Raw genomic sequence first — 17,593 nt, forward strand, 5'->3', positions numbered from 1 at the left:
AATCTTTTCACCGCTTGTTTAGCCCGCGGATGGCAGTTTTTGCGCCAAGAGCGACAGCCATAGGCGAACGCGCTTTTCATTCACACCCATGTCGCGAATGCCGTATTTTGAGCGGGAGAACACACAGATGGAGGCTTTGCCGTCGCCCAAATCAACCGGCATAGAAGTAATCCAATCGGGAAAACCAACCAGCGCCGTCCGCTGCACCGCCTCGATCTGGCCTTCTTCCTCGCGAATGTCGGACACACGCGACTGGCTGCGCGCGATCTCCAGCCACGCTTCGCGCACTTGGGATACACTGGCTTGGAACACGCCGGATTGCAGATCAGGTGTTTCAGCAGCCTGAAAGCCCACCGGCAGCGCCAAGCATTGATTGGGCTTCCAGATTTTCTTGAAGCGGGCAAAGTCGAGCGGAAAATCTTTGATCATGAGGGCTTCCTTAAGGGGCCAAATTAGGCGCGCAGGTTGGGTTGATTAGAGGGTAATGACAAGGCCCTCTTTGGCGGAAACTTCATTATCTAAGAGCCGCCGCCAAGCCGATTGGGCCGCGTCAAAGCCGTGTGCCTCAACCACATCCAGCCAAGCCCGCGATTCATGGGCAAAGCGGTCAAAGGCTGCATCCACCGCGCGATTAAACTCTGCCCCACCCCAAGCCGCGCTGAGGCGTGCCATATGCGCCGGGGCAAAGAAGAATTGCGGTTTGGGACCGGGCAAAGCGGCTGGGGCCGCTGTACGCTCGGCATCCCAATGCGCGCCGCCTACTATGATGGATTGCTGCAAGAGGTCACCCAGTTTGGTGTGCACACCAGCCGTCAGCGCAGGATCGCCCGCAAAGTCCACATAGACAGACGCTTCAGGTGGCAAATCGGCTAAATTGTCATAGGTCACTACCAGATCATAATAGCCAGTTCCCTCGACAAAGGCCTTGGATCGGGCCGAGGTGAGGCCGATCAATTTCACGCCGCCTCGGCGCTTCAAACAGGCATTCATCGACAAAGCGGTTTTGCTGGACGCACTGGAAGAAATCACATAGGCGCTGCCCCAATGCCGCTCATCAGCAATCCAATCATCCAGTAAAAAGCCTGTCATAAAGAGGGGCTTTAAAAGGGCTACCCGGCCTTCGGTCTCGCCATCGTGAGGCTGGACGACGCTATAATGATTATAGGCAGCCGCCATTTCCTGCCGATGCGCCGCCCCATCGCGGAAGCCCGCAGCACTGACTTTGACGGGCTGAACTTTCAGCGTGTTGGCCATGGGGAAATAGCCATAAACGCGGGTGCCCACCGCCACCCCTTCAGCTTTCGACGCGATCACATCGGCAAACCCCCAAACTGGCACGCGGCCGAAACCGGCGCTGCTGGCTGGAAAGAAGTTCCAGTATTTCATGCCATCGCCGAACATCGCATAGGTCACATTATTGGCCGTCAAGGAGAAACGGGAAATGGCAAGAATGGCTTCGCCTTCGGCCAAATCGTCTTGGCTTTGTGCCGTCAGCTGCATGTCGCGAAACGATTGACGACCCATTTCCAGCACGAATTGATTGACGCTCATGGACGTAACTCCCTAAAATCTTTGTTTGGGCACCTTGCACGGACTGGATCAAAAGTGCGAGGCCCCTCGACCATTCCTTAAAGTCCGTCTATCGGCTTGTCATCATGACTTCCGCTTTGCAAATTCTTCGTTTGGACATTGGCCTGCCTTTAGACAGCGGCGCGATCTTGTCGCCTCTGGAAATTGGCTATGAGACCTGGGGTGCGCTCAATGCCACCAAATCCAACGCGGTGCTCATTTGTCATGCTTTGACCGGCGACCAATTTGTGGCTGGACCCAATCCGGTGACCGGTCAGCCCGCTTGGTGGGCGAATTTGGTAGGGCCAGGCCAAATCATCGACACCAATCGTTATTTCGTCATCTGCTCCAATGTTTTAGGCGGCTGCATGGGAACATCGGGTCCAGCCTCCTTCGGGCCAGACGGCCAGCCTTACGGCCTGTCCTTCCCCGTCATTACCATTGCCGACATGGTGCGCGCACAAGCGGCTCTTATCGACCATTTGGGGATAGACCGCCTGTTTGCCGTGATTGGCGGCTCGATGGGTGGCATGCAGGTGTTGGAATGGATCGCGAGCCGTCCTGACCGCGTGGGCGCTGCCATGCCAATCGCCTCTGCCGCGCGTCATTCTGCCCAGAACATCGCCTTCCATGAAGTGGGTCGACAAGCCGTGATGGCAGATCCTGATTGGCAAGGCGGAGCCTATCAGATCAAGGGCACCAAGCCGGTCAAGGGCCTGTCGGTGGCGCGCATGGCAGCACATATCACCTATCTGTCGGATGCAGCCTTGCACCGCAAATTTGGCCGTAGGCTGCAAGACCGCAATGAAGTCGCCTTTGGCTTTGACGCCGATTTCCAAATTGAGAGCTATTTGCGCTATCAGGGCAGCCGCTTTGTCGACCGCTTTGATGCCAATTCCTATCTCTATATCACGCGAGCCATGGATTATTTTGACTTGGCAGCAGGTTTTAATGGGCGGCTGAGCGATGCCTTCACAGCCTTCAAAGGTCGGGCCTGTGTCGTGTCCTTCTCGTCTGACTGGCACTATCCCCCAGCCGACAGCCGCCACATCACCCGTGCGATGATCGGGGCAGGTGTGGAGGTTTCCGCCTTTGAAGTGGAAACCGATAAGGGCCACGACGCCTTCCTACTCGATGAGCCGCAATTCCACGAAGCCATGGCAGGCTTTCTGGCTGCCAGTGCCGTAGATCAGGGCTTGTGATGATGAAGGCTATCTCGACCCGCGCTGATCACGAAATCATTCTCAATGCCGTGCCCCAAGGTGCTCGCGTACTCGATGTTGGCTGTGGAGATGGCGTTTTGCTGCAACGCTTGAAGCACGAGCGCAACGCCATCGTGCGCGGCATGGAGTTAAGCCAAGCCGGTGTGAATGCCTGTGTGGCCAAGGGCCTTTCGGTGGTGCAAGGCGACGCAGACCTAGACCTTGCGCTCTATCCCGATGATTCCTTTGACATTGTTGTGCTCTCGCGCACCATTCAAGCCACACGCAAACCCGAAATGGTCCTCAAGCAGATGCATCGAATTGGGGCGAAAGCTGTCGTCTCGCTACCCAATTTCGGCTTTTGGCAAGTGCGTCTGTCGCTGTTGTTACGTGGTCGGATGCCGGTCACTGAAGGTCTGCCCGATTCTTGGCATGAGACCGAGAACCTGCATTTGTGCACGTTGTTGGATTTCGACGATCTGGCGAAGCAATCGGGTTTTGATCTGGAATCGGTCACGAGAATTGCCGCGGGAAGAGCCAGCGCGCCATCGCGAGCTACGTCCAACTTACTAAATTGGCTCTCAGAAGAAGCAGTCTTTGTGTTAAAGCGTGCCGGGATGTCTGCCCGGTGACGGCCCCTGCCCGTTCACAGCATGCGGTGGGCCTGCAGATCAAAGGGCTTGCCCTCCAGCGTGGCTTTCGCCGTTTGGTGACGGACTTTGATCTGACCTGCACGCCCGGCGAAATCCTGGCCTTGCAGGGCCCGAACGGCAGCGGCAAGACCACACTTTTGCGCGCGATTGCAGGCTTTCACATCCCTGCCGCGGGCCGGATTACATTTTCGCGCGCACAGGGGGTGGGGTCAGAGGGGGCAGAGATAGAAGAGCCGGGCGAAGTTCTTTCTTTTCTGGGCCATCAAGACCCGATCAAAGCAGGTGAAAAGCTGATCGACCAGCTTCGCTTTTGGGCCGATCTGTGCGGCGCCAGTCGCGTACGGGTCGGCGAAACTTTGGCCCGTGTTGGCCTTACCAAACAAGCCGATTTGCAAGGTGGGGTGCTTTCAGCAGGCCAGCGTAAGCGCGCCGCCCTTGCCCGCTTACTTCTGGAAGATCGTGCCATTTGGCTGTTAGACGAGCCTGCCTCCCCCTTGGATCAAGAAGGTCGCACTTTCCTGGGTGCCTTGCTGGATCAGCATGCCAAGCAAGGCGGAATTATCTTGGCCGCCGTACACGACCCGCTGCCGACGGTCACCGCGCGCCTTCTCACGCTTGGCACGCTGGAAACCAGGGTGCCTGCATGAGCTTAGCACGCGCCTGTGTGGCAATTCTCACCCGTGAAGTCCGGCTCGGCTGGGGCGCGGGGGGCGGTGCGCTTTTATCGGCCAGCTTCTTTGCAGGCTCGGTCATGGTGGCGCCCTTTGCCTTGGGCCCAGCGCCCGATACTTTGGGCAAAATTGGCCCGGGCTATTTGTGGTTAGCCCTAACTTTGGCCAGTCTCGTGAGCCTTGAGCGCTTGTTTCAAGCCGATCTGGAAGACGGCACGCTCGACCAGATGCTGCTCAGCCCCGTGCCACACAGCTTGCAGGTTTTAAGCAAAATTTTGGGCCAATGGTTGGCCACGGCCATGCCCTTACTGGCCGTCAGCCCGATTGCTGCGCTTCTGGTGCGGGTAGACCCTGCGGTGATTTTGCCGCTATGCGCCCAGTTGGCGGTGGGCAGTCTGGGTCTGTTTCTGATTGGTGCGATTGGGGCAGCTTTGGGGGCCAGCATCCGACGCGGTGGCCTCTTGGTTGCGCTCGTCGTCCTGCCCCTTTATGCGCCCAGTGTGATTTTCGGCGCGAGTGCCGCCGCTGCCCTTGCCACCGGCGGCGACTTCTTCAGCCAGCCATTTCTGTTTTTGTGTGCACTTGTATTGGCAGCCTTGGCCTTTGCGCCGGTTGCAGCGGCGGCGGCCGTTCGTTTACACGTGGATTGAGGGTGATTCAGGAACTCCCCTCTCCCCCAGAGGGAGAAGGGCTGTTCCGTCTGGAAGGCTTTGGTGCAGGCCCTGCCTGGACCAAAGGCCGCTGGTGATTGTCTGTGGGCAATTTGACGGGTCACGCTAGACAGAGCGGTTTGGTGTACCAGAGGGATCACTAAAAACGCGTCCAAATAAAAAGCCATCCAAAACAATGTCATCCCCGCCGAAACGAAGTGGAGAGCGGGGACCCCCTCGGATTTTGCGGAATAAGGTCCTGGATCGGCTACGCCGTCCGGGATGACAAGTTTGGGAACTCGAGGCTCATGGGAACTTACCCTCCAACTACTGCTCCATCGCCGCCTGAATAAGCGCGCGCGCTTCAGGGCTATTCCAATCGGCTTCGCCTGCAAGCCGCGCAAGCTCATTGCCTTGCCGATCATAGAGGATGGAGGTTGGAAAGCCGCGTGCCTTCAGAGGGTAGACAATGGCCATTTTGGGGTCGTGATAAAAGGTCAGGCTTCCTTGGCTTAGCTCGGCCAATTCTTTTTTTGCGGCTTCGGCTTCATTGGCTTTATCGACGCTGATGGCGACCACCTTGAAGTCTTTGTCGCCCATGGCTTTTTGTAGGCCTGCCAAAGTGGGCATTTCGGTGACGCACGGGGCGCACCAAGTCGCCCACAGATTGACCAAAACCACCTTGCCGTGAAAGGCGCTCAGCTGAGTGGGGGCACCGTCTGGGCCTGCAAAACTGTTCGGCGGTTGGGGAACGGGGTTTCGAACGATCTCCAACCCCTTAAGCGAGCCCGCCGCAAATGAGGCGAAATCCTTCCCACTTGGGGAGATTGGCACTGCCCGATAAACTCCGTAAAGAATAATCCCAATCAGCAAAGCCCCAAGCAGCGCCCATTGCGCCCGTTTGGGCTTTCCCGTTGTCACAGGTCCATCGCGCTCAGGTTGCTCTTCACTCATGTCGTCCTCAGATTCCTTTATCCCGCCCGCTTCTGCCAAAGGCCAACAAATGTGGGGCGGTCGCTTTGCAGCCAGTCCTGATGAAACCATGAAGGCGATCAATGCCTCCATCGATGTCGATCAACGTATGTGGCGCGAGGACATCGCCGGGTCAAAGGCCCATGCTGCAATGTTGACCGCCACGGGCATTCTTACGCAGGAAGATGGCCAAGCGATACAGGCGGGCTTGGATGAAATCGGGGCGGAAATTGCGGCAGGCCAATTTCCTTTCTCCATTGATCTGGAAGATATTCACCTCAATATTGAAGCCCGCCTGACCGAGCGGATTGGCGATGCGGGCAAGCGGCTTCACACGGGTCGGTCGCGCAATGACCAAGTGGCGACCGACTTTCGCCTGTGGGTGCGTCGGGCGTTGGGCGAAGCAGACGAGGCGCTATTGGGTCTGATGCGCATTCTGGTGCTTCAAGCCGAAGCCCACGCCGATTGGATCATGCCGGGCTTTACCCATTTGCAAACCGCCCAACCCGTCACCCTTGGCCACCATCTTCTGGCCTATGTGGAAATGTTTCAACGCGACCGCGCGCGGCTGGCCAGCGCGCTCAGCCACAGCAATGAATCGCCCTTAGGCTCTGCCGCTTTGGCAGGAACACCCTATCCGATTAATCGCGAGCAGACGGCGGCCGCGCTTGGCTTTGACCGGCCAATGGCCAATTCGCTCGATGGTGTCGCCAGTCGCGATTTTGCGATGGAGGCGCTCAATGCGCTCTCGATTGCTGCGGTGCATTTATCTCGTTTGGCCGAAGAAATTGTGCTGTGGACCTCCTCGCACTTCCGCTTTGCGCGCCTGTCAGATGCATGGTCGACCGGTTCTTCTATCATGCCGCAGAAGCGTAACCCCGACGCAGCAGAACTGGTGCGCGCCAAAGCCGCGCGTATTGCCTCGAACGCCCAATGCCTGATGATGATCGTCAAGGCCTTGCCGCTCACCTATGCCAAGGATTTGCAGGACGACAAGGCCATGACCTTTGAATCCTTTGACGCTTTTATGTTGAGTGTCGGATCGATGGCCGGCATGATGCAGAGCATAACCTTTAACCGCGACGCCATGCGGCAAGCCGCCACCTTTGGCTATTCCACCGCGACGGATCTGGCCGACTGGCTGGTGCGGGTTCTCAATATGCCTTTCCGCGAGGCTCATCATGTCACCGGGGCGGTGGTGAAAGCCGCTGAGGCGGCCGGCATTGCCGAGCTGTGCGATGTGCCGTTGGCGACCTTCCAAGCAATCGAGCCGCGCATTGATGCTTCTGTGATCGCGCTCTTGTCGGTGGAAGCTTCGGTTGCTGCGCGGGATTCTTACGGAGGGACGGCACCCAAACAGGTGTTGGAACAGGTAAAGCGTTTGCGCCACGCGCTTCAGTTAGATGCGTGATCGGCCTTTGATTGCTGGGCCGTTTCGCTCTATAGCTGTGTTTCTTCCCCAATTTTGATTGCAAAGATATCGCCCATGAAAACCCGCCTCGCCTTCGCTTGTGCCGCGCTTGGTTTGCTTAGCGCCTGTGGCGTGAGTGGCCCGCTTGAAACCGCCCCACCCATGTGGGGGCCAGATCGCGCTGCCTATGAGGCAGAGCAAGCAAAGAAGGCGGCAGAAGAAAAAGCAAAGAAGGCAGCCGAAGAGGCTGAAAAGGCCGAGACCACATCCCCCTCCCCCTCGCCCCAATAGGCCTGCCATGCGCTTTTTTGATTATCGCGATGGCGCGCTCTACGCCGAGGACGTGCCACTGGCAGATATTGCCGAAGCTGTTGGTACCCCAGTTTATGTGTATTCGCGCGCGACGCTGGAGCATCATTACCGGGTCTTCAAAGCCGCGATGGGCGATTTGCCCGTCCATATTTGCTATGCGGTCAAGGCCAATACCAATCGTGCCGTGATCGCGACTTTGGCGGCTTTGGGTGCCGGTGCGGACACCGTGTCGGAAGGCGAAATCCGTCGCGCGCTGCACGCGGGCGTGCCACCAGAGGGCATTGTGTTTGCCGGCGTCGGCAAGACCGACCAGGAACTGGCCTATGCGATTTCGGTGGGCGTGCGGCAAATCAATATTGAAAGCGCCAGCGAGCTGAACCGAATTGCGAAGCTGGCAGAGCAGATGGGCAAGGTGCAGCACGTCTGTATCCGCGTGAACCCTGATGTCGGCGCAGGCGGGCATGCCAAAATCACCACGGGCAAGGCGGACAATAAGTTTGGTGTCAGCTTTGAGTTGGCTGAAGAGCTTTACGGGCTCGCCGATGGCCTGCCCGGCGTCGAGCCTGTGGGTCTGTCGGTCCATATTGGCAGCCAGATCATCGACTTTGCCCCGATGGAAAAAGCCTATCAGAAGCTGGCCGATTGCGTGTTGCGGCTGCGGGCGCGTGGCCTGAAAGTCACCCGCTTGGACCTTGGTGGGGGCCTTGCAGCTACTTATGACGAGACCGTCAAAGGGCCGGACCTTGCCGCCTATGGGGCGATGGTACAGCGCGTCGTTGGCCATTTGGACGTGGAGTTGGAGTTTGAGCCCGGTCGCATGATCGCCGCCAATGCGGGTGTGCTTGTCTCCCGCGCGATTGTGACGAAGGATAATGGCGGCAAGTCCTTCTTGGTGGTGGATGCGGCGATGAATGATCTGATCCGCCCCGCCCTTTATGAGGCCTATCATCAGATGCTGCCGGTCAAAAAGGCCGACGATCACGACAATCTGGCCCCGCTCGATGTGGTTGGCCCCGTTTGCGAGACGGGCGACACTTTTGCCGAACAGCGGCCCATGCCAGCCATTGCAGCAGGTGAGCTCTTGGCCTTTATGAGCACGGGCGCTTATGGCTTTGCCATGGCCTCGACCTATAATTCGAGGCCCTTGGCCGCCGAAGTCATGGTCAGCGGCGACCAATGGCAGGTGGTGCGGCCCCGCCAAACCTATGAAGAAATGTTCGGGATGGAAACCCTCCCCGATTGGCTAGGAAACAAGACATGAGCACGCAAGAACCTGCGCCTACACCGGCCCCTGCTGCAAAGGGTGGGGCAAGTTGGGTCCGTCTGGTCAGTGATTTAGGCCCCGCCGTCGTCTTCTTCCTGTCCTACCAGCATGCAGAAAAGCACGGCGTACCCGAATTTGCCCGTGCGATCAGTGGCGATCAGGCGGTCTTGTTCGCAACCGTCCTATTCATTCCAGCAGCCATAGCCGGCTTTGCCTTCTCTTATTGGAAGGAGCGCACCGTCAGCCCGATGGGCATTTTCACCTTTGCGATGATCGGGATTTTTTCGGGTCTGGCGCTGTGGTTGAAGAATGACATTTTCATCAAGATGCGGCCCACCTTGGTTTATAGCCTGATCGGCTTGATCTTACTGGGCTCGGTCCTGTTTAAGCGCAATGTGCTGAAGGCTTTGTTTTCAGGGGCTTTAAATATGCCTGAGCCCGTTTGGCATGCCCTCGCGCTGCGCGCTGGCCTGATGTATGTCGCCCTTGCGATCATCAATGAAGTGGTTTGGCGCACCCAGCCTTTAGCGACATGGGTGACCTATAATACCTGGGGCGACATGGCGATTAACATGATCTTCTGGATCGTAAACTTTGCGCTTTTGGCCAAATATTTCACCGATGCCGACGGCAAGCCCTTGCTCGAGAACACCAAAGACAAAACCTAAAATTCTGGTAACAATTCTGCGTCTTGACCTATCGTAGAAATGGTTATTTGTGTGACCCACAAGATAAAGGGGATCACATGAACCGCCGTAACCTTTTGGCCGCCATTTCGACCACTGCTTTGGGATTTTTGACGTTGAACACATCTGCCCTCGCCCAAACTGCCGCGGATGCGGCGAGCCAAGATCCCTTTTTGTGGCTTGAGGAAGTCGAAGGCGAAAAGGCGCTGGCTTGGGTGCGCAGCCAGAATGCACGTTCCCTGCCGAGGCTGACGGAGGACCCACGCTATGCCAAGTTGGAAGAGGACGCCCTCAACATCATCCGCGCCAAGGACCGTTTGACCTTTGGCTCTTATGCCAATGGCTATGTCAGCAATTTCTGGCAGGACACCAATCATGTGCGCGGCATTTGGCGGCGTGCCGACTTTACGGCGTGGCGTCTAGGCAGCCCAGCTTGGGAAACTGTGCTGGACGTGGATAAGTTGGCTAAAGATGAGGGCAAAAACTGGGTTTATCAGGGCAGTAATCCGCTAGACCCACATGATCTTTGGAATACCCGCCTGTTGCTGGAACTATCCAATGGCGGCAAGGATGCCGACACCAAGCGCGAATGGGACGCCAAGACCCGCAGCTTTGTTGAAGGCGGTTTTGAACTTCCCGAAGCAAAATCTGGGGCGGTTTGGGTTGATAAGGATACGCTTTTGGTCTCCACCGATTGGGGTCCAGGCACCATGACCGAAAGCGGCTATGCATTTATCGTGAAGCGCTTAAAGCGCGGCCAAAAGCTGGAAGATGCGGTGGAAATTTATCGCGGCACGGAAAAGGACGTGGCGGTCAGCGCTTTCCGCATGGATGATGGCACCCGCTTCCATCATTTCATCAGCCGTGCGCCCACCTTCTTCACAACAGAGACCTATTATCTCGAAGCCGACGGCAAGGTCGCCAAATTGGACTTGCCCAGCAAGCATAGTTTGCAAGGCCTGCGCGCGGGCCAGATCTATCTGACCCTGCAAGAAGACTGGACGCCACGCGGGGCGAAAAAGGCAATTGCCGCCGGTTCCCTTGTGTCGGCACCGCTGGCCGCATTGAAATCCAAGACCGGGCCCATCGCGACAACAACCATCTATGCACCCGGCCCCCGTGAAGCCCTGCAGGATGTGTCGATGGCCAAGACCGGCCTCTATGTTACGCTTTCAACCAATGTGAAAAGCGCGGTGCGGCATTACACCCAAAACGCCAAGGGTGCTTGGTCGTTTAAGCCGGTTGCTCTACCAACCAATGGGGTAGCCGGTGTGGTGGACGCGGGCATCCGCCAAGAAGAAGCCTTCTTCTCCTATAATGACTTCATTACCCCACCGTCGATCCTATTCGCGGCCAAACCGAGCGATAAGCCAACCACGGTGCAGGCCCAAGCCGCCCGCTTTGAGGCCTCCAACCTTGAAGTCAAGCAGCACGAGGCAACCTCTAAGGACGGCACGAAAATCCCCTATTTCGTGATTGCGAAGAAGGGCTTGGTCTTGGATGGCAGCAATCCGACCTTGCTGTATGGTTATGGCGGCTTTGAAGTATCGCTTCTGCCCAATTATTCGGCCATGAATGGCAAGTTGTGGCTCGAACGCGGGGGTGTTTATGTCTTGGCCAATATTCGCGGCGGTGGCGAGTTTGGCCCCGCTTGGCACACAGCGGGCCTGAAGGGCAAGCGGCAAGTCATTTATGATGACTTTATTGGTGTTGCCGAAGATCTGATTGCGCGCAAAATCACCAGCCCCCGTCGTTTGGGCATCCAAGGTGGCTCAAACGGTGGGCTTTTGATGGGCGTGATGATGACCCAACGGCCAGAATTGTTCCAAGCCGTTGTCTGCCAAGTGCCGCTTTTGGATATGCTACGCTATCACAAGCTGTTGGCCGGTGCCTCGTGGGTGGATGAATATGGCGACCCTGACGTGCCCGCTGAACGGCCTTGGTTGGAGAAATTCAGCCCTTATCAGAATCTGGTCAAGCGCAGCCCCTTCCCAGAGCCTTTCTTCATGACCTCGACAAAGGACGACCGCGTCCATCCAGGCCATGCGCGCAAATATGCGGCTAAAATGGAAAGCTTTGGTATGCCCTTCCTCTATTATGAGAATATTGATGGGGGGCATTCCGCTGCTGCAAACTTGGTGGAAAGCGCCAAGCAGCGGGCTTTGGTTGCCACCTATCTGATGCAGAAATTGGTCGATTAGGTCAGAAAGCTTGGCCTGAGGGGCCAAGCGATCTATCTGGCTTCATACAGGGACGCAACCGAGCAGGAGACAGGCGATGAAGCCTATTCAAATCATGCTGGCGTGTGGGCTTTTGGCCCTCACCGCAGCTTGCGAAACAATTCCCTTTGAAGAGCGGGCGAAAGCCTATGAAGACCAAATGGTGCAGCGCTTTGTCGGCAAATCAGCCGACGAATTGGTGTTGGCGTTCGGGCCACCGCAATCATCCTACAAGCTGACCGATGGCCGCGAAGTGCTGCAATATGAGCAAAAGCGCACCAGTACCCAAGGTGGCGAAAGCTATACCAGCTTTCGCGAAGTAACCCGCTTTCGCACCGAAACCGATGCGGCTGGCAATGTGCGGACGGTGCAATACACCGAATCCGTGCCGGTTCTGAACGCCTCGCCGATATATACGGTCAATCAGAATTGCATTCGACGATTTGTGGTCTCAAGCGATAAGAAGGTGGAAAGCTTCCGTTGGGAAGGCAATGCCTGCTTTCGCTAAACACGGCTTTAAACGGTAAGGCCTGCCCCGATTAGGCGAGCAAATTGGGTGGTGAGGAGGGCTAAATCCTCAAAACTCGTTGCACTCGCTTTAATCCCCTGCAGCGCGGCGGTTATGGCGCGTGCTTGAACGGGAACACGCTCTGCCTCCACCAGCGGGGCCAGGCGGGCCTGTACCAAGGCCTGCATGCGACTGTCGACGGCAGCGACAACATTGCCAACCAGGGCGGAATTCGTTGCCATCAGCTCGGCACCATGGGGCGAGGTGTGAATGGCCTGCCAAAGAGCCCCATGTAGAGCAAGGCCCGCCGCAGCCAAGCCCTCGTGAAACGGCATTTCGGCTGGCCAAGCAGCCTCGGCAGCATCACAGCTTGCTTGGCCCAAGGCCACCGCCAAGGCCGCAAAGATCGCCGCCTTATTCTCATAAGACTGATACAGTGCGGGTCGGGAAATGCCCGCCTCACTGGCCACATCCTCCATCGTGGCGCGCTTAAAGCCATAGCGCGCAAAAACAGCCAAGGCTGCTTGGAGAATCTGGTCTCGACGCGGATCGCCGTCTAAACGTATTGACATTTCGCGATAATAATGTCAGATCGTCATAATGTCAATTTGTGGAAATGAAGGATAGGATGATGGCAGGCAAGGGCTTAGTGCTGGTGACGGGCGGATCTGGCTATATTGGTGGCTATCTCATCGCCCAGCTTTTGGAAGCTGGCTATCCTGTCCGCACCACCATCCGGAATCTGGGCAGAGAGCCTGAGGTTCGCGAAACCCTGAAAAAGCTGACCCCTAATCTGGATAATCTAACTTTTTTTGCTGCAGATTTGACGCACGACGATGGTTGGGCGGAAGCTGTTGAAGGCGTTGAATTTGTTCACCATGTTGCCTCTCCCTTCCCGGCGGTGATGCCGAAGGATGAGAATGAATTGATTGGCCCTGCCCGTGAAGGGGCCCTACGCGCACTGCGCTTTGCCCGCGACGCGGGGGTCAAGCGGGTTGTGCTAACCTCCTCTATGGCCGCCATCGCCTATGGGCAATCACAACCGCGGACGACCGCCTATACTGAGGCAGACTGGACCGATGAAACCAGCCCCGACACGGGTGCCTATGTCCGGTCCAAAACAATTGCCGAGCGTGCGGCGTGGGACTTTATCAAGTCCGAAGGTGGCACCATGGAGCTTGCGACCGTCAATCCAGGGGCTGTTTTGGGGCCAATTCTTGGACCGGACTTCTCCACCTCCATTCTCTTGGTGCAAAAACTGCTGAACGGGGACTTCCCGGCTTGCCCGCGCTTGGGCTTCTCGCTGGTGGATGTTCGCGATGTCGCGGACCTGCATATTCGGGCGATGACCCATGAAAAAGCGGCCGGTGAGCGTTTCATGGCGGCCTGCGACTGGTATTGGGTCGAAGATGTGGCGCGTGTCCTGCGTGAAGATTTGGGAACCCAAGCGCGCAAAGCCCCAACTGGGCGTCTACCAAGCTGGCTGGTCCGGATCATCGCCAATTTCGACCCCGTCATTAGAGGGGTGGCCTTTGAGCTCGACAAAGTCCGGATGGCCGACAATAGCAAGGCCAAAACCCTCGTCGGCTGGGCCCCTCGCGATGTCCGCACCTCCATCACCGACACGGCCCGGAGCCTGATCCGCGAAGGCATCGTGCGGGCTTAAAGCCCCTGCGCCAAAGCTTCTAATTGATCGGCGGCGGCGTTCCAACCGGCTCCAAAGCCCATAGCTTCATGTTGGGCTTTGGTTTCTTCGCTCCAATGCCGCGCGCCTCATTCCATCAGGGTGCCACCGTCTGGCGCATCTTCTAACACGACATAGCCGGTCATGAAGGGGGCGTTAGTGCTGGGTATCCAGTCGCCAACATAGGCATCGGTGAAGGTTTGCTTATGGCCTTCGATCACCTCAAGATATTGACCATAAATCTGATTTTCTTCCCCGGCCGGACCATTCATAACGATGTGGCTAGCACCACCCGCGCGTACATCAATCTTGGCCACCGACACATACCACGGCTTAGGGCAATACCATTGCTTCAGGAGGTCGCCTTCAGACCAGCAGCGCCAGACCTTGGCGCGCGACGCTTTGAGATGACGGGTGATTTTAAGAGTTCGTGCGTCAGCCATACTCAAGCGTTTTCTTCCTTTTTGGTACCCTTGAACAGCGCGAAAACAGCCATGGCATGGCCATGACCCAAATCATGATGTGCCTTTAGCCAAGCCACTATCGCACCCTGCCTTGGTGCTGGACTTTAAAATTCCTGCCTCGGTCCACCCTTGCTCGTCTGCCAGATGGCGAAGATCGTTTGGGGTTAGGCCCGTCTTTTTGTGGATGGTATCTAGATAGGCTTGAAAAGACATACGGCACGCACCTGCTGGCAAAATGGGCACTTAGGTCGGCTTCACACTTCCTAAAAAGCCAATCACCAACAGCAAAGCATAGGTCAACCAGACCCACAAGCGGGCGCGGTCCATCGCCTTGCGCAGTGGAATTTCGGTTTCATCGCTCGAGCCCTTCTCTATGACTGCCAATAAGAGCGGGCCAACTGGCTTGCCTGCGACATCAATCATGATTGCTGCGCCAAAAATGGCAGCAAAAACCAAAGCCTTTTGGCTAAGCCAGCTTTCAACCAATGGCCCCCAGCCCAGAAGTGAAGTGATGCCGATACCGGCATAAAAGGCTGTGATGGCAAGTTTCAACCAGAATTCAATCTGCTTGAGCTGGGGCACAATGGGCTTGCCCGTCATCACATGGATGGCCCAGGTCAGGCTCATCCAGACCGCCCCCACCAACCAAGCTAGCCACAGACCCCAATCGGGCACAGCCCAATAGCCTGCCACATCAACCAGCGTGATCGACAAGGGCACCATCACGACCCAAGCCGTGCGCGGCCCCATATCGACGACGCCCAACAGCCTTAAAAGCTCTAGCCGCGTGGCAAGTGGCTTTGCCCGATTGCGAAAAGCCGAGCCTAAGATTGCCACGCCAAGATCGCCGCCTAGCCAGAAGACAAAAGCCAAGACATGGACATAAACGAGGATGTCATAGAGGCCCATGAAGTCTCCTCAAGGCGGGCAAACAAAGAAAAAGACTTACTTCACACGCCGCTCTTTGATGCAAGTGCGCTTCACCAGCTTGTCGTTTTCAAACCAATGCCAGGTGCGACCGCGATCATTGCCGTCATCGGATAACTGGATCATCTCATACAGATAGGTGCCAGGGCTGTCTTTGCGGGTCCAGGTCAGCACAACTGTCTTATCGTCAATTTCCCAAGCCCGACCGAAGATGCGTTCGGTGTCCCACCAAATCTGCTTATCCTTATAGGTTGCGGGGAAATGGATTTCCTCGCGGCGCCCGTCGGGCCACGTATAGGTATTGATCTGATAATAGGGATAGGTCGCGTCATCTTGGAATTTGCATTGCAGATGCGAGGCATGGCGATCCAACTCGACATTATTGGCATCAACATGGATATATTCGCCCACCCATTCGCCCTCATGACGGGCTAGAAGCGGCATGCCGGTTCGAATTGTGTCCATAATGCAGAATCCCTTTTGAAGCAGACCAAAGACGTCTAAGCTGCGCCAGTAAATGATATATCCTATACCTCTGACAAGGCCTTCCCGTGGAAAACCTCATCCTTCTGCAGCGCCATGATAATCACTCTGCCACTTTGTGGATCAATCGGCCAGAGAAGCGCAACGCGCTGACGGTGGCCATGTGGGCAGCTTTGCCAGATCGTGTGGCTGAAGCGGTCGCTGACCCAGAAATCAAGCTCGTGTTCCTGAGAGGGGCTGGTGGGGTATTTGCTGCTGGGGCTGATATTGCCGAAATGCCGGAAGTCTATGCTACAGCTGAAGCTGCGCTTCAAAATGATGAGAAGATTCAAGGTGCAATGAAGGCGCTGGAAGATTGCCCTAAACCTGTGATTGCCTTGATCGAAGGGGCATGTGTGGGTGGGGGCTGTGGCCTTGCCTTGGCGTGTGACTTGCGGATCGGGACAGAAGATAGCCGCTATGGCGTCACCCCCGCTAAGCTGGGCCTTGTTTATGGTTCGGGCGATACGCGGCGTTTAATCCAAGCCGTTGGCCTTTCCAAAGCCAAAGACATTTTGTTTACTGGCCGCCTGCTCGACAGCGCCGAGGCCTTATCCTGTGGCCTCATTGACCGCCGGGTGAGGCGGGAAGAATTGGAAGCGGTGGCTGCCGATTATGCCGCCAAAATCAGCGCGGCCTCAGTCTATTCGATCCGGGCCCAAAAGCAGATATTGGCGATGCTGCGCGGCGGTTGTGACGATGCCGAAGCCAGCAGGGCTTTATTTGGTGCAAGCTTTACTGGCGACGATTTCAAAGAAGGCTTTGCCGCCTTTATGGCAAAAAGGCCTGCGCAATTTCCTGTGCGCTGATCCCAAGTGCGCTACTTCTTAGCGCGTGACTTTGGGGCCAAGAGCCCACCAAAAAGAGGACGACAACGTGGCCAGTTTTGCCATTATTGGCGCGGGGATTAGTGGTTTAGCTTGCGGCAAGGCTTTGGCTGACGCCGGACATCAAGTCGCCTTGTCTGATAAGGGACGTGGGCCGGGTGGTCGCATGTCGACCCGGAGGGTCGATACCCCCTTAGGACAAGCTTATTTTGACCATGGCGCGCAGTTTTTTACCCAGCGCAACCCGGACTTTCAAAAGACCATCGCGGCGTTGGAGACACAAGGTGCGGTCGCCATGTGGCGTGGCACATTCGTGCGCATGGATCGCGACGGCCAATTCCAGACGCTGGGGGATGAACCCCGCTATGTCGGCACGCCGGGCATGAATGGCCTTGTACGCGGCCTTGCCACAGGCTTGAACCCGGCTTGGGGCAAGCGGGTCAGAGCCCTTTCGGGGCAAAAAGGCGCGTGGCACCTGCAATTTGAAACAGGCGAGACTTTGGGACCGTATGACCAAGTCATCTGCGCAGTGCCCGCCGAACAAGTCAGCGACCTTTTGGCAGCCCACACACGCCCAATCAGCGAACAGGCCAGAGCGATCCGCTCTCTGCCCTGCTGGGCTGGACTGATTGCCTTTGACGCACCCTTGGCACTTGATTGGGACATGGCACGCTTTGACGCCCACCCTGTGTTGGATGTGATTTCTTCTAGCGTCTCTAAGCCTGGCCGCACGGGGCCTGCGACTTATGTTGTGCATGCCCACCCCGCATGGTCGGCGGCACAGTTAGAAGAAAGCGCCGACCAGATTAGCGTGGCGCTTTTCGAAGCCTTGGCTGAACTGGCCGGCCCTCTGCCAAAGCCACTTGTTCAAGCCGCCCATCGCTGGCGCTATGCGCGGGTCGAAACCAGCCACGGACCCGGATATCTTTATGATGAGGGTCAAGGCATTGGCGCGTGCGGCGACTGGTTGTCTGGGCCACGGGTGGAATCGGCTTGGCTATCTGGCCACCACTTGGGCCGGGCCCTGTCAGCTTAGCTGACAAAATGAAAAG

Annotated in this window: 22 protein-coding genes; 13 read left to right on the forward strand and 9 right to left on the reverse strand. The window is 56.9% G+C overall.

All coding sequences use genetic code 11. The features are described from left to right. Positions 1–18: 18 nt before the first annotated feature. Positions 19–429 carry a DUF1499 domain-containing protein gene (locus B7364_RS12650; protein ID WP_085340405.1) on the reverse strand — a complete coding sequence of 137 codons (411 nt, stop codon included), beginning with the start codon at positions 427–429 and terminating at the stop codon, positions 19–21. A gap of 45 nt (positions 430–474) precedes the next feature. Then, entirely contained in the window at positions 475–1,551 is a 1,077-nt protein-coding gene (locus B7364_RS12655) for a DUF2855 family protein (protein ID WP_085340406.1), read from the reverse strand. Positions 1,552–1,655: 104 nt separating this feature from the next. On the opposite strand from B7364_RS12655, the gene metX reads away from it, so the two are divergent. From metX to ccmB, 4 genes are read left to right on the forward strand one after another with little or no spacing between them, the layout of a single operon-like run. Then, positions 1,656–2,771 (forward strand): homoserine O-acetyltransferase MetX, encoded by a 1,116-nt coding sequence (gene metX / locus B7364_RS12660; protein ID WP_085340407.1) that lies wholly within the window; start codon positions 1,656–1,658, stop codon positions 2,769–2,771. Next, complete coding sequence (metW, locus tag B7364_RS12665) at positions 2,771–3,403, forward strand: methionine biosynthesis protein MetW (protein WP_085340408.1); 633 nt, start codon at positions 2,771–2,773, stop codon at positions 3,401–3,403. The genes metX and metW overlap by 1 nt, the downstream gene beginning before the upstream one ends. Continuing rightward, positions 3,400–4,071: a heme ABC exporter ATP-binding protein CcmA gene (gene ccmA, locus B7364_RS12670; RefSeq protein ID WP_157893690.1), complete on the forward strand. Its 672-nt coding sequence runs from the start codon at positions 3,400–3,402 to the stop codon at positions 4,069–4,071. The genes metW and ccmA overlap by 4 nt, the downstream gene beginning before the upstream one ends. Next, entirely contained in the window at positions 4,068–4,745 is a 678-nt protein-coding gene (gene ccmB, locus B7364_RS12675; protein ID WP_085340410.1) for a heme exporter protein CcmB, read from the forward strand. The genes ccmA and ccmB overlap by 4 nt, the downstream gene beginning before the upstream one ends. A gap of 327 nt (positions 4,746–5,072) precedes the next feature. Here the strand turns inward: ccmB and B7364_RS12680 are convergent, their stop codons facing one another. Continuing rightward, a complete protein-coding gene (locus B7364_RS12680; RefSeq protein ID WP_157893691.1) occupies positions 5,073–5,699 on the reverse strand; it encodes a TlpA family protein disulfide reductase in 627 nt (208 codons plus the stop codon). Between B7364_RS12680 and argH the strand changes: the two genes are divergently transcribed. The 6 genes from argH (at position 5,698) to B7364_RS12710 (ending at position 12,117) form a co-directional block, all read left to right on the forward strand. Beyond that, entirely contained in the window at positions 5,698–7,128 is a 1,431-nt protein-coding gene (argH, locus tag B7364_RS12685) for an argininosuccinate lyase (protein ID WP_085340447.1), read from the forward strand. The two genes, B7364_RS12680 and argH, sit on opposite strands and share 2 nt — an antisense overlap. A gap of 75 nt (positions 7,129–7,203) precedes the next feature. Continuing rightward, positions 7,204–7,419 (forward strand): LPS translocon maturation chaperone LptM, encoded by a 216-nt coding sequence (gene lptM, locus B7364_RS12690; protein ID WP_085340412.1) that lies wholly within the window; start codon positions 7,204–7,206, stop codon positions 7,417–7,419. A 7-nt stretch (positions 7,420–7,426) separates the two neighbouring features. Further along, complete coding sequence (lysA, locus tag B7364_RS12695; RefSeq protein ID WP_085340413.1) at positions 7,427–8,701, forward strand: diaminopimelate decarboxylase; 1,275 nt, start codon at positions 7,427–7,429, stop codon at positions 8,699–8,701. After that, the gene (locus B7364_RS12700; protein WP_085340414.1) at positions 8,698–9,372 is read left to right on the forward strand and encodes an inner membrane-spanning protein YciB; all 675 of its coding nucleotides are present in this window, start codon (positions 8,698–8,700) and stop codon (positions 9,370–9,372) included. Before lysA ends, B7364_RS12700 begins: the two co-directional genes overlap by 4 nt. Positions 9,373–9,449: 77 nt before the next feature. After that, positions 9,450–11,591 (forward strand): prolyl oligopeptidase family serine peptidase, encoded by a 2,142-nt coding sequence (locus B7364_RS12705; protein WP_085340415.1) that lies wholly within the window; start codon positions 9,450–9,452, stop codon positions 11,589–11,591. Between the two features lie 76 nt (positions 11,592–11,667). After that, positions 11,668–12,117: a hypothetical protein gene (locus tag B7364_RS12710; RefSeq protein ID WP_085340416.1), complete on the forward strand. Its 450-nt coding sequence runs from the start codon at positions 11,668–11,670 to the stop codon at positions 12,115–12,117. Between the two features lie 8 nt (positions 12,118–12,125). Here the strand turns inward: B7364_RS12710 and B7364_RS12715 are convergent, their stop codons facing one another. Further along, complete coding sequence (locus tag B7364_RS12715) at positions 12,126–12,689, reverse strand: TetR/AcrR family transcriptional regulator (protein WP_085340417.1); 564 nt, start codon at positions 12,687–12,689, stop codon at positions 12,126–12,128. Between the two features lie 56 nt (positions 12,690–12,745). Here B7364_RS12715 and B7364_RS12720 point away from each other — a divergent pair, with 56 nt between their 5' ends. Next, positions 12,746–13,783 (forward strand): SDR family oxidoreductase, encoded by a 1,038-nt coding sequence (locus B7364_RS12720; RefSeq protein WP_198534240.1) that lies wholly within the window; start codon positions 12,746–12,748, stop codon positions 13,781–13,783. Between the two features lie 107 nt (positions 13,784–13,890). Here the strand turns inward: B7364_RS12720 and B7364_RS12725 are convergent, their stop codons facing one another. From B7364_RS12725 to B7364_RS12740, 5 genes are read right to left on the reverse strand one after another with little or no spacing between them, the layout of a single operon-like run. Continuing rightward, positions 13,891–14,244, reverse strand: a complete 354-nt coding sequence (locus tag B7364_RS12725; protein ID WP_232780904.1) for an SRPBCC domain-containing protein — start codon at positions 14,242–14,244, stop codon at positions 13,891–13,893. Positions 14,245–14,246: 2 nt separating this feature from the next. Further along, complete coding sequence (locus B7364_RS18180; protein ID WP_232780905.1) at positions 14,247–14,342, reverse strand: DUF4287 domain-containing protein; 96 nt, start codon at positions 14,340–14,342, stop codon at positions 14,247–14,249. Then, positions 14,317–14,478 carry a DUF4287 domain-containing protein gene (locus B7364_RS12730; RefSeq protein WP_232780906.1) on the reverse strand — a complete coding sequence of 54 codons (162 nt, stop codon included), beginning with the start codon at positions 14,476–14,478 and terminating at the stop codon, positions 14,317–14,319. Before B7364_RS12730 ends, B7364_RS18180 begins: the two co-directional genes overlap by 26 nt. Before the next feature lie 30 nt (positions 14,479–14,508). After that, positions 14,509–15,174 (reverse strand): hypothetical protein, encoded by a 666-nt coding sequence (locus B7364_RS12735; protein WP_085340418.1) that lies wholly within the window; start codon positions 15,172–15,174, stop codon positions 14,509–14,511. Positions 15,175–15,210: 36 nt separating this feature from the next. After that, positions 15,211–15,657 carry a DUF3598 domain-containing protein gene (locus tag B7364_RS12740; protein ID WP_085340419.1) on the reverse strand — a complete coding sequence of 149 codons (447 nt, stop codon included), beginning with the start codon at positions 15,655–15,657 and terminating at the stop codon, positions 15,211–15,213. 86 nt (positions 15,658–15,743) lie between these two features. On the opposite strand from B7364_RS12740, the gene B7364_RS12745 reads away from it, so the two are divergent. Together B7364_RS12745 and B7364_RS12750 are read left to right on the forward strand one after the other, a co-directional pair. After that, the gene (locus tag B7364_RS12745; RefSeq protein ID WP_085340420.1) at positions 15,744–16,523 is read left to right on the forward strand and encodes an enoyl-CoA hydratase/isomerase family protein; all 780 of its coding nucleotides are present in this window, start codon (positions 15,744–15,746) and stop codon (positions 16,521–16,523) included. A 67-nt stretch (positions 16,524–16,590) separates the two neighbouring features. Beyond that, complete coding sequence (locus B7364_RS12750) at positions 16,591–17,577, forward strand: NAD(P)/FAD-dependent oxidoreductase (protein ID WP_198534241.1); 987 nt, start codon at positions 16,591–16,593, stop codon at positions 17,575–17,577. Positions 17,578–17,593 lie beyond the last annotated feature (16 nt).

Origin of the sequence: Aquidulcibacter paucihalophilus (genome assembly GCF_002105465.1) — a bacterium.
In the GTDB taxonomy this organism is placed as follows: domain Bacteria; phylum Pseudomonadota; class Alphaproteobacteria; order Caulobacterales; family Aquidulcibacteraceae; genus Aquidulcibacter; species Aquidulcibacter paucihalophilus.

Excerpts from the sequence above, each read along its gene's own strand:
- B7364_RS12650 (WP_085340405.1), bottom strand. The coding sequence starts at position 429 with ATGATCAAAGATTTTCCGCTCGACTTTGCCCGCTTCAAGAAAATCTGG.
- B7364_RS12655 (WP_085340406.1), bottom strand. The coding sequence starts at position 1,551 with ATGAGCGTCAATCAATTCGTGCTGGAAATGGGTCGTCAATCGTTTCGC.
- metX (WP_085340407.1), top strand. The coding sequence starts at position 1,656 with ATGACTTCCGCTTTGCAAATTCTTCGTTTGGACATTGGCCTGCCTTTA.
- metW (WP_085340408.1), top strand. The coding sequence starts at position 2,771 with ATGATGAAGGCTATCTCGACCCGCGCTGATCACGAAATCATTCTCAAT.
- ccmB (WP_085340410.1), top strand. The coding sequence starts at position 4,068 with ATGAGCTTAGCACGCGCCTGTGTGGCAATTCTCACCCGTGAAGTCCGG.
- argH (WP_085340447.1), top strand. The coding sequence starts at position 5,698 with ATGTCGTCCTCAGATTCCTTTATCCCGCCCGCTTCTGCCAAAGGCCAA.
- B7364_RS12680 (WP_157893691.1), bottom strand. The coding sequence starts at position 5,699 with ATGAGTGAAGAGCAACCTGAGCGCGATGGACCTGTGACAACGGGAAAG.
- lptM (WP_085340412.1), top strand. The coding sequence starts at position 7,204 with ATGAAAACCCGCCTCGCCTTCGCTTGTGCCGCGCTTGGTTTGCTTAGC.
- lysA (WP_085340413.1), top strand. The coding sequence starts at position 7,427 with ATGCGCTTTTTTGATTATCGCGATGGCGCGCTCTACGCCGAGGACGTG.
- B7364_RS12700 (WP_085340414.1), top strand. The coding sequence starts at position 8,698 with ATGAGCACGCAAGAACCTGCGCCTACACCGGCCCCTGCTGCAAAGGGT.
- B7364_RS12705 (WP_085340415.1), top strand. The coding sequence starts at position 9,450 with ATGAACCGCCGTAACCTTTTGGCCGCCATTTCGACCACTGCTTTGGGA.
- B7364_RS12710 (WP_085340416.1), top strand. The coding sequence starts at position 11,668 with ATGAAGCCTATTCAAATCATGCTGGCGTGTGGGCTTTTGGCCCTCACC.
- B7364_RS12715 (WP_085340417.1), bottom strand. The coding sequence starts at position 12,689 with ATGTCAATACGTTTAGACGGCGATCCGCGTCGAGACCAGATTCTCCAA.
- B7364_RS12720 (WP_198534240.1), top strand. The coding sequence starts at position 12,746 with ATGATGGCAGGCAAGGGCTTAGTGCTGGTGACGGGCGGATCTGGCTAT.
- B7364_RS12725 (WP_232780904.1), bottom strand. The coding sequence starts at position 14,244 with ATGGCTGACGCACGAACTCTTAAAATCACCCGTCATCTCAAAGCGTCG.
- B7364_RS12730 (WP_232780906.1), bottom strand. The coding sequence starts at position 14,478 with ATGTCTTTTCAAGCCTATCTAGATACCATCCACAAAAAGACGGGCCTA.
- B7364_RS12735 (WP_085340418.1), bottom strand. The coding sequence starts at position 15,174 with ATGGGCCTCTATGACATCCTCGTTTATGTCCATGTCTTGGCTTTTGTC.
- B7364_RS12740 (WP_085340419.1), bottom strand. The coding sequence starts at position 15,657 with ATGGACACAATTCGAACCGGCATGCCGCTTCTAGCCCGTCATGAGGGC.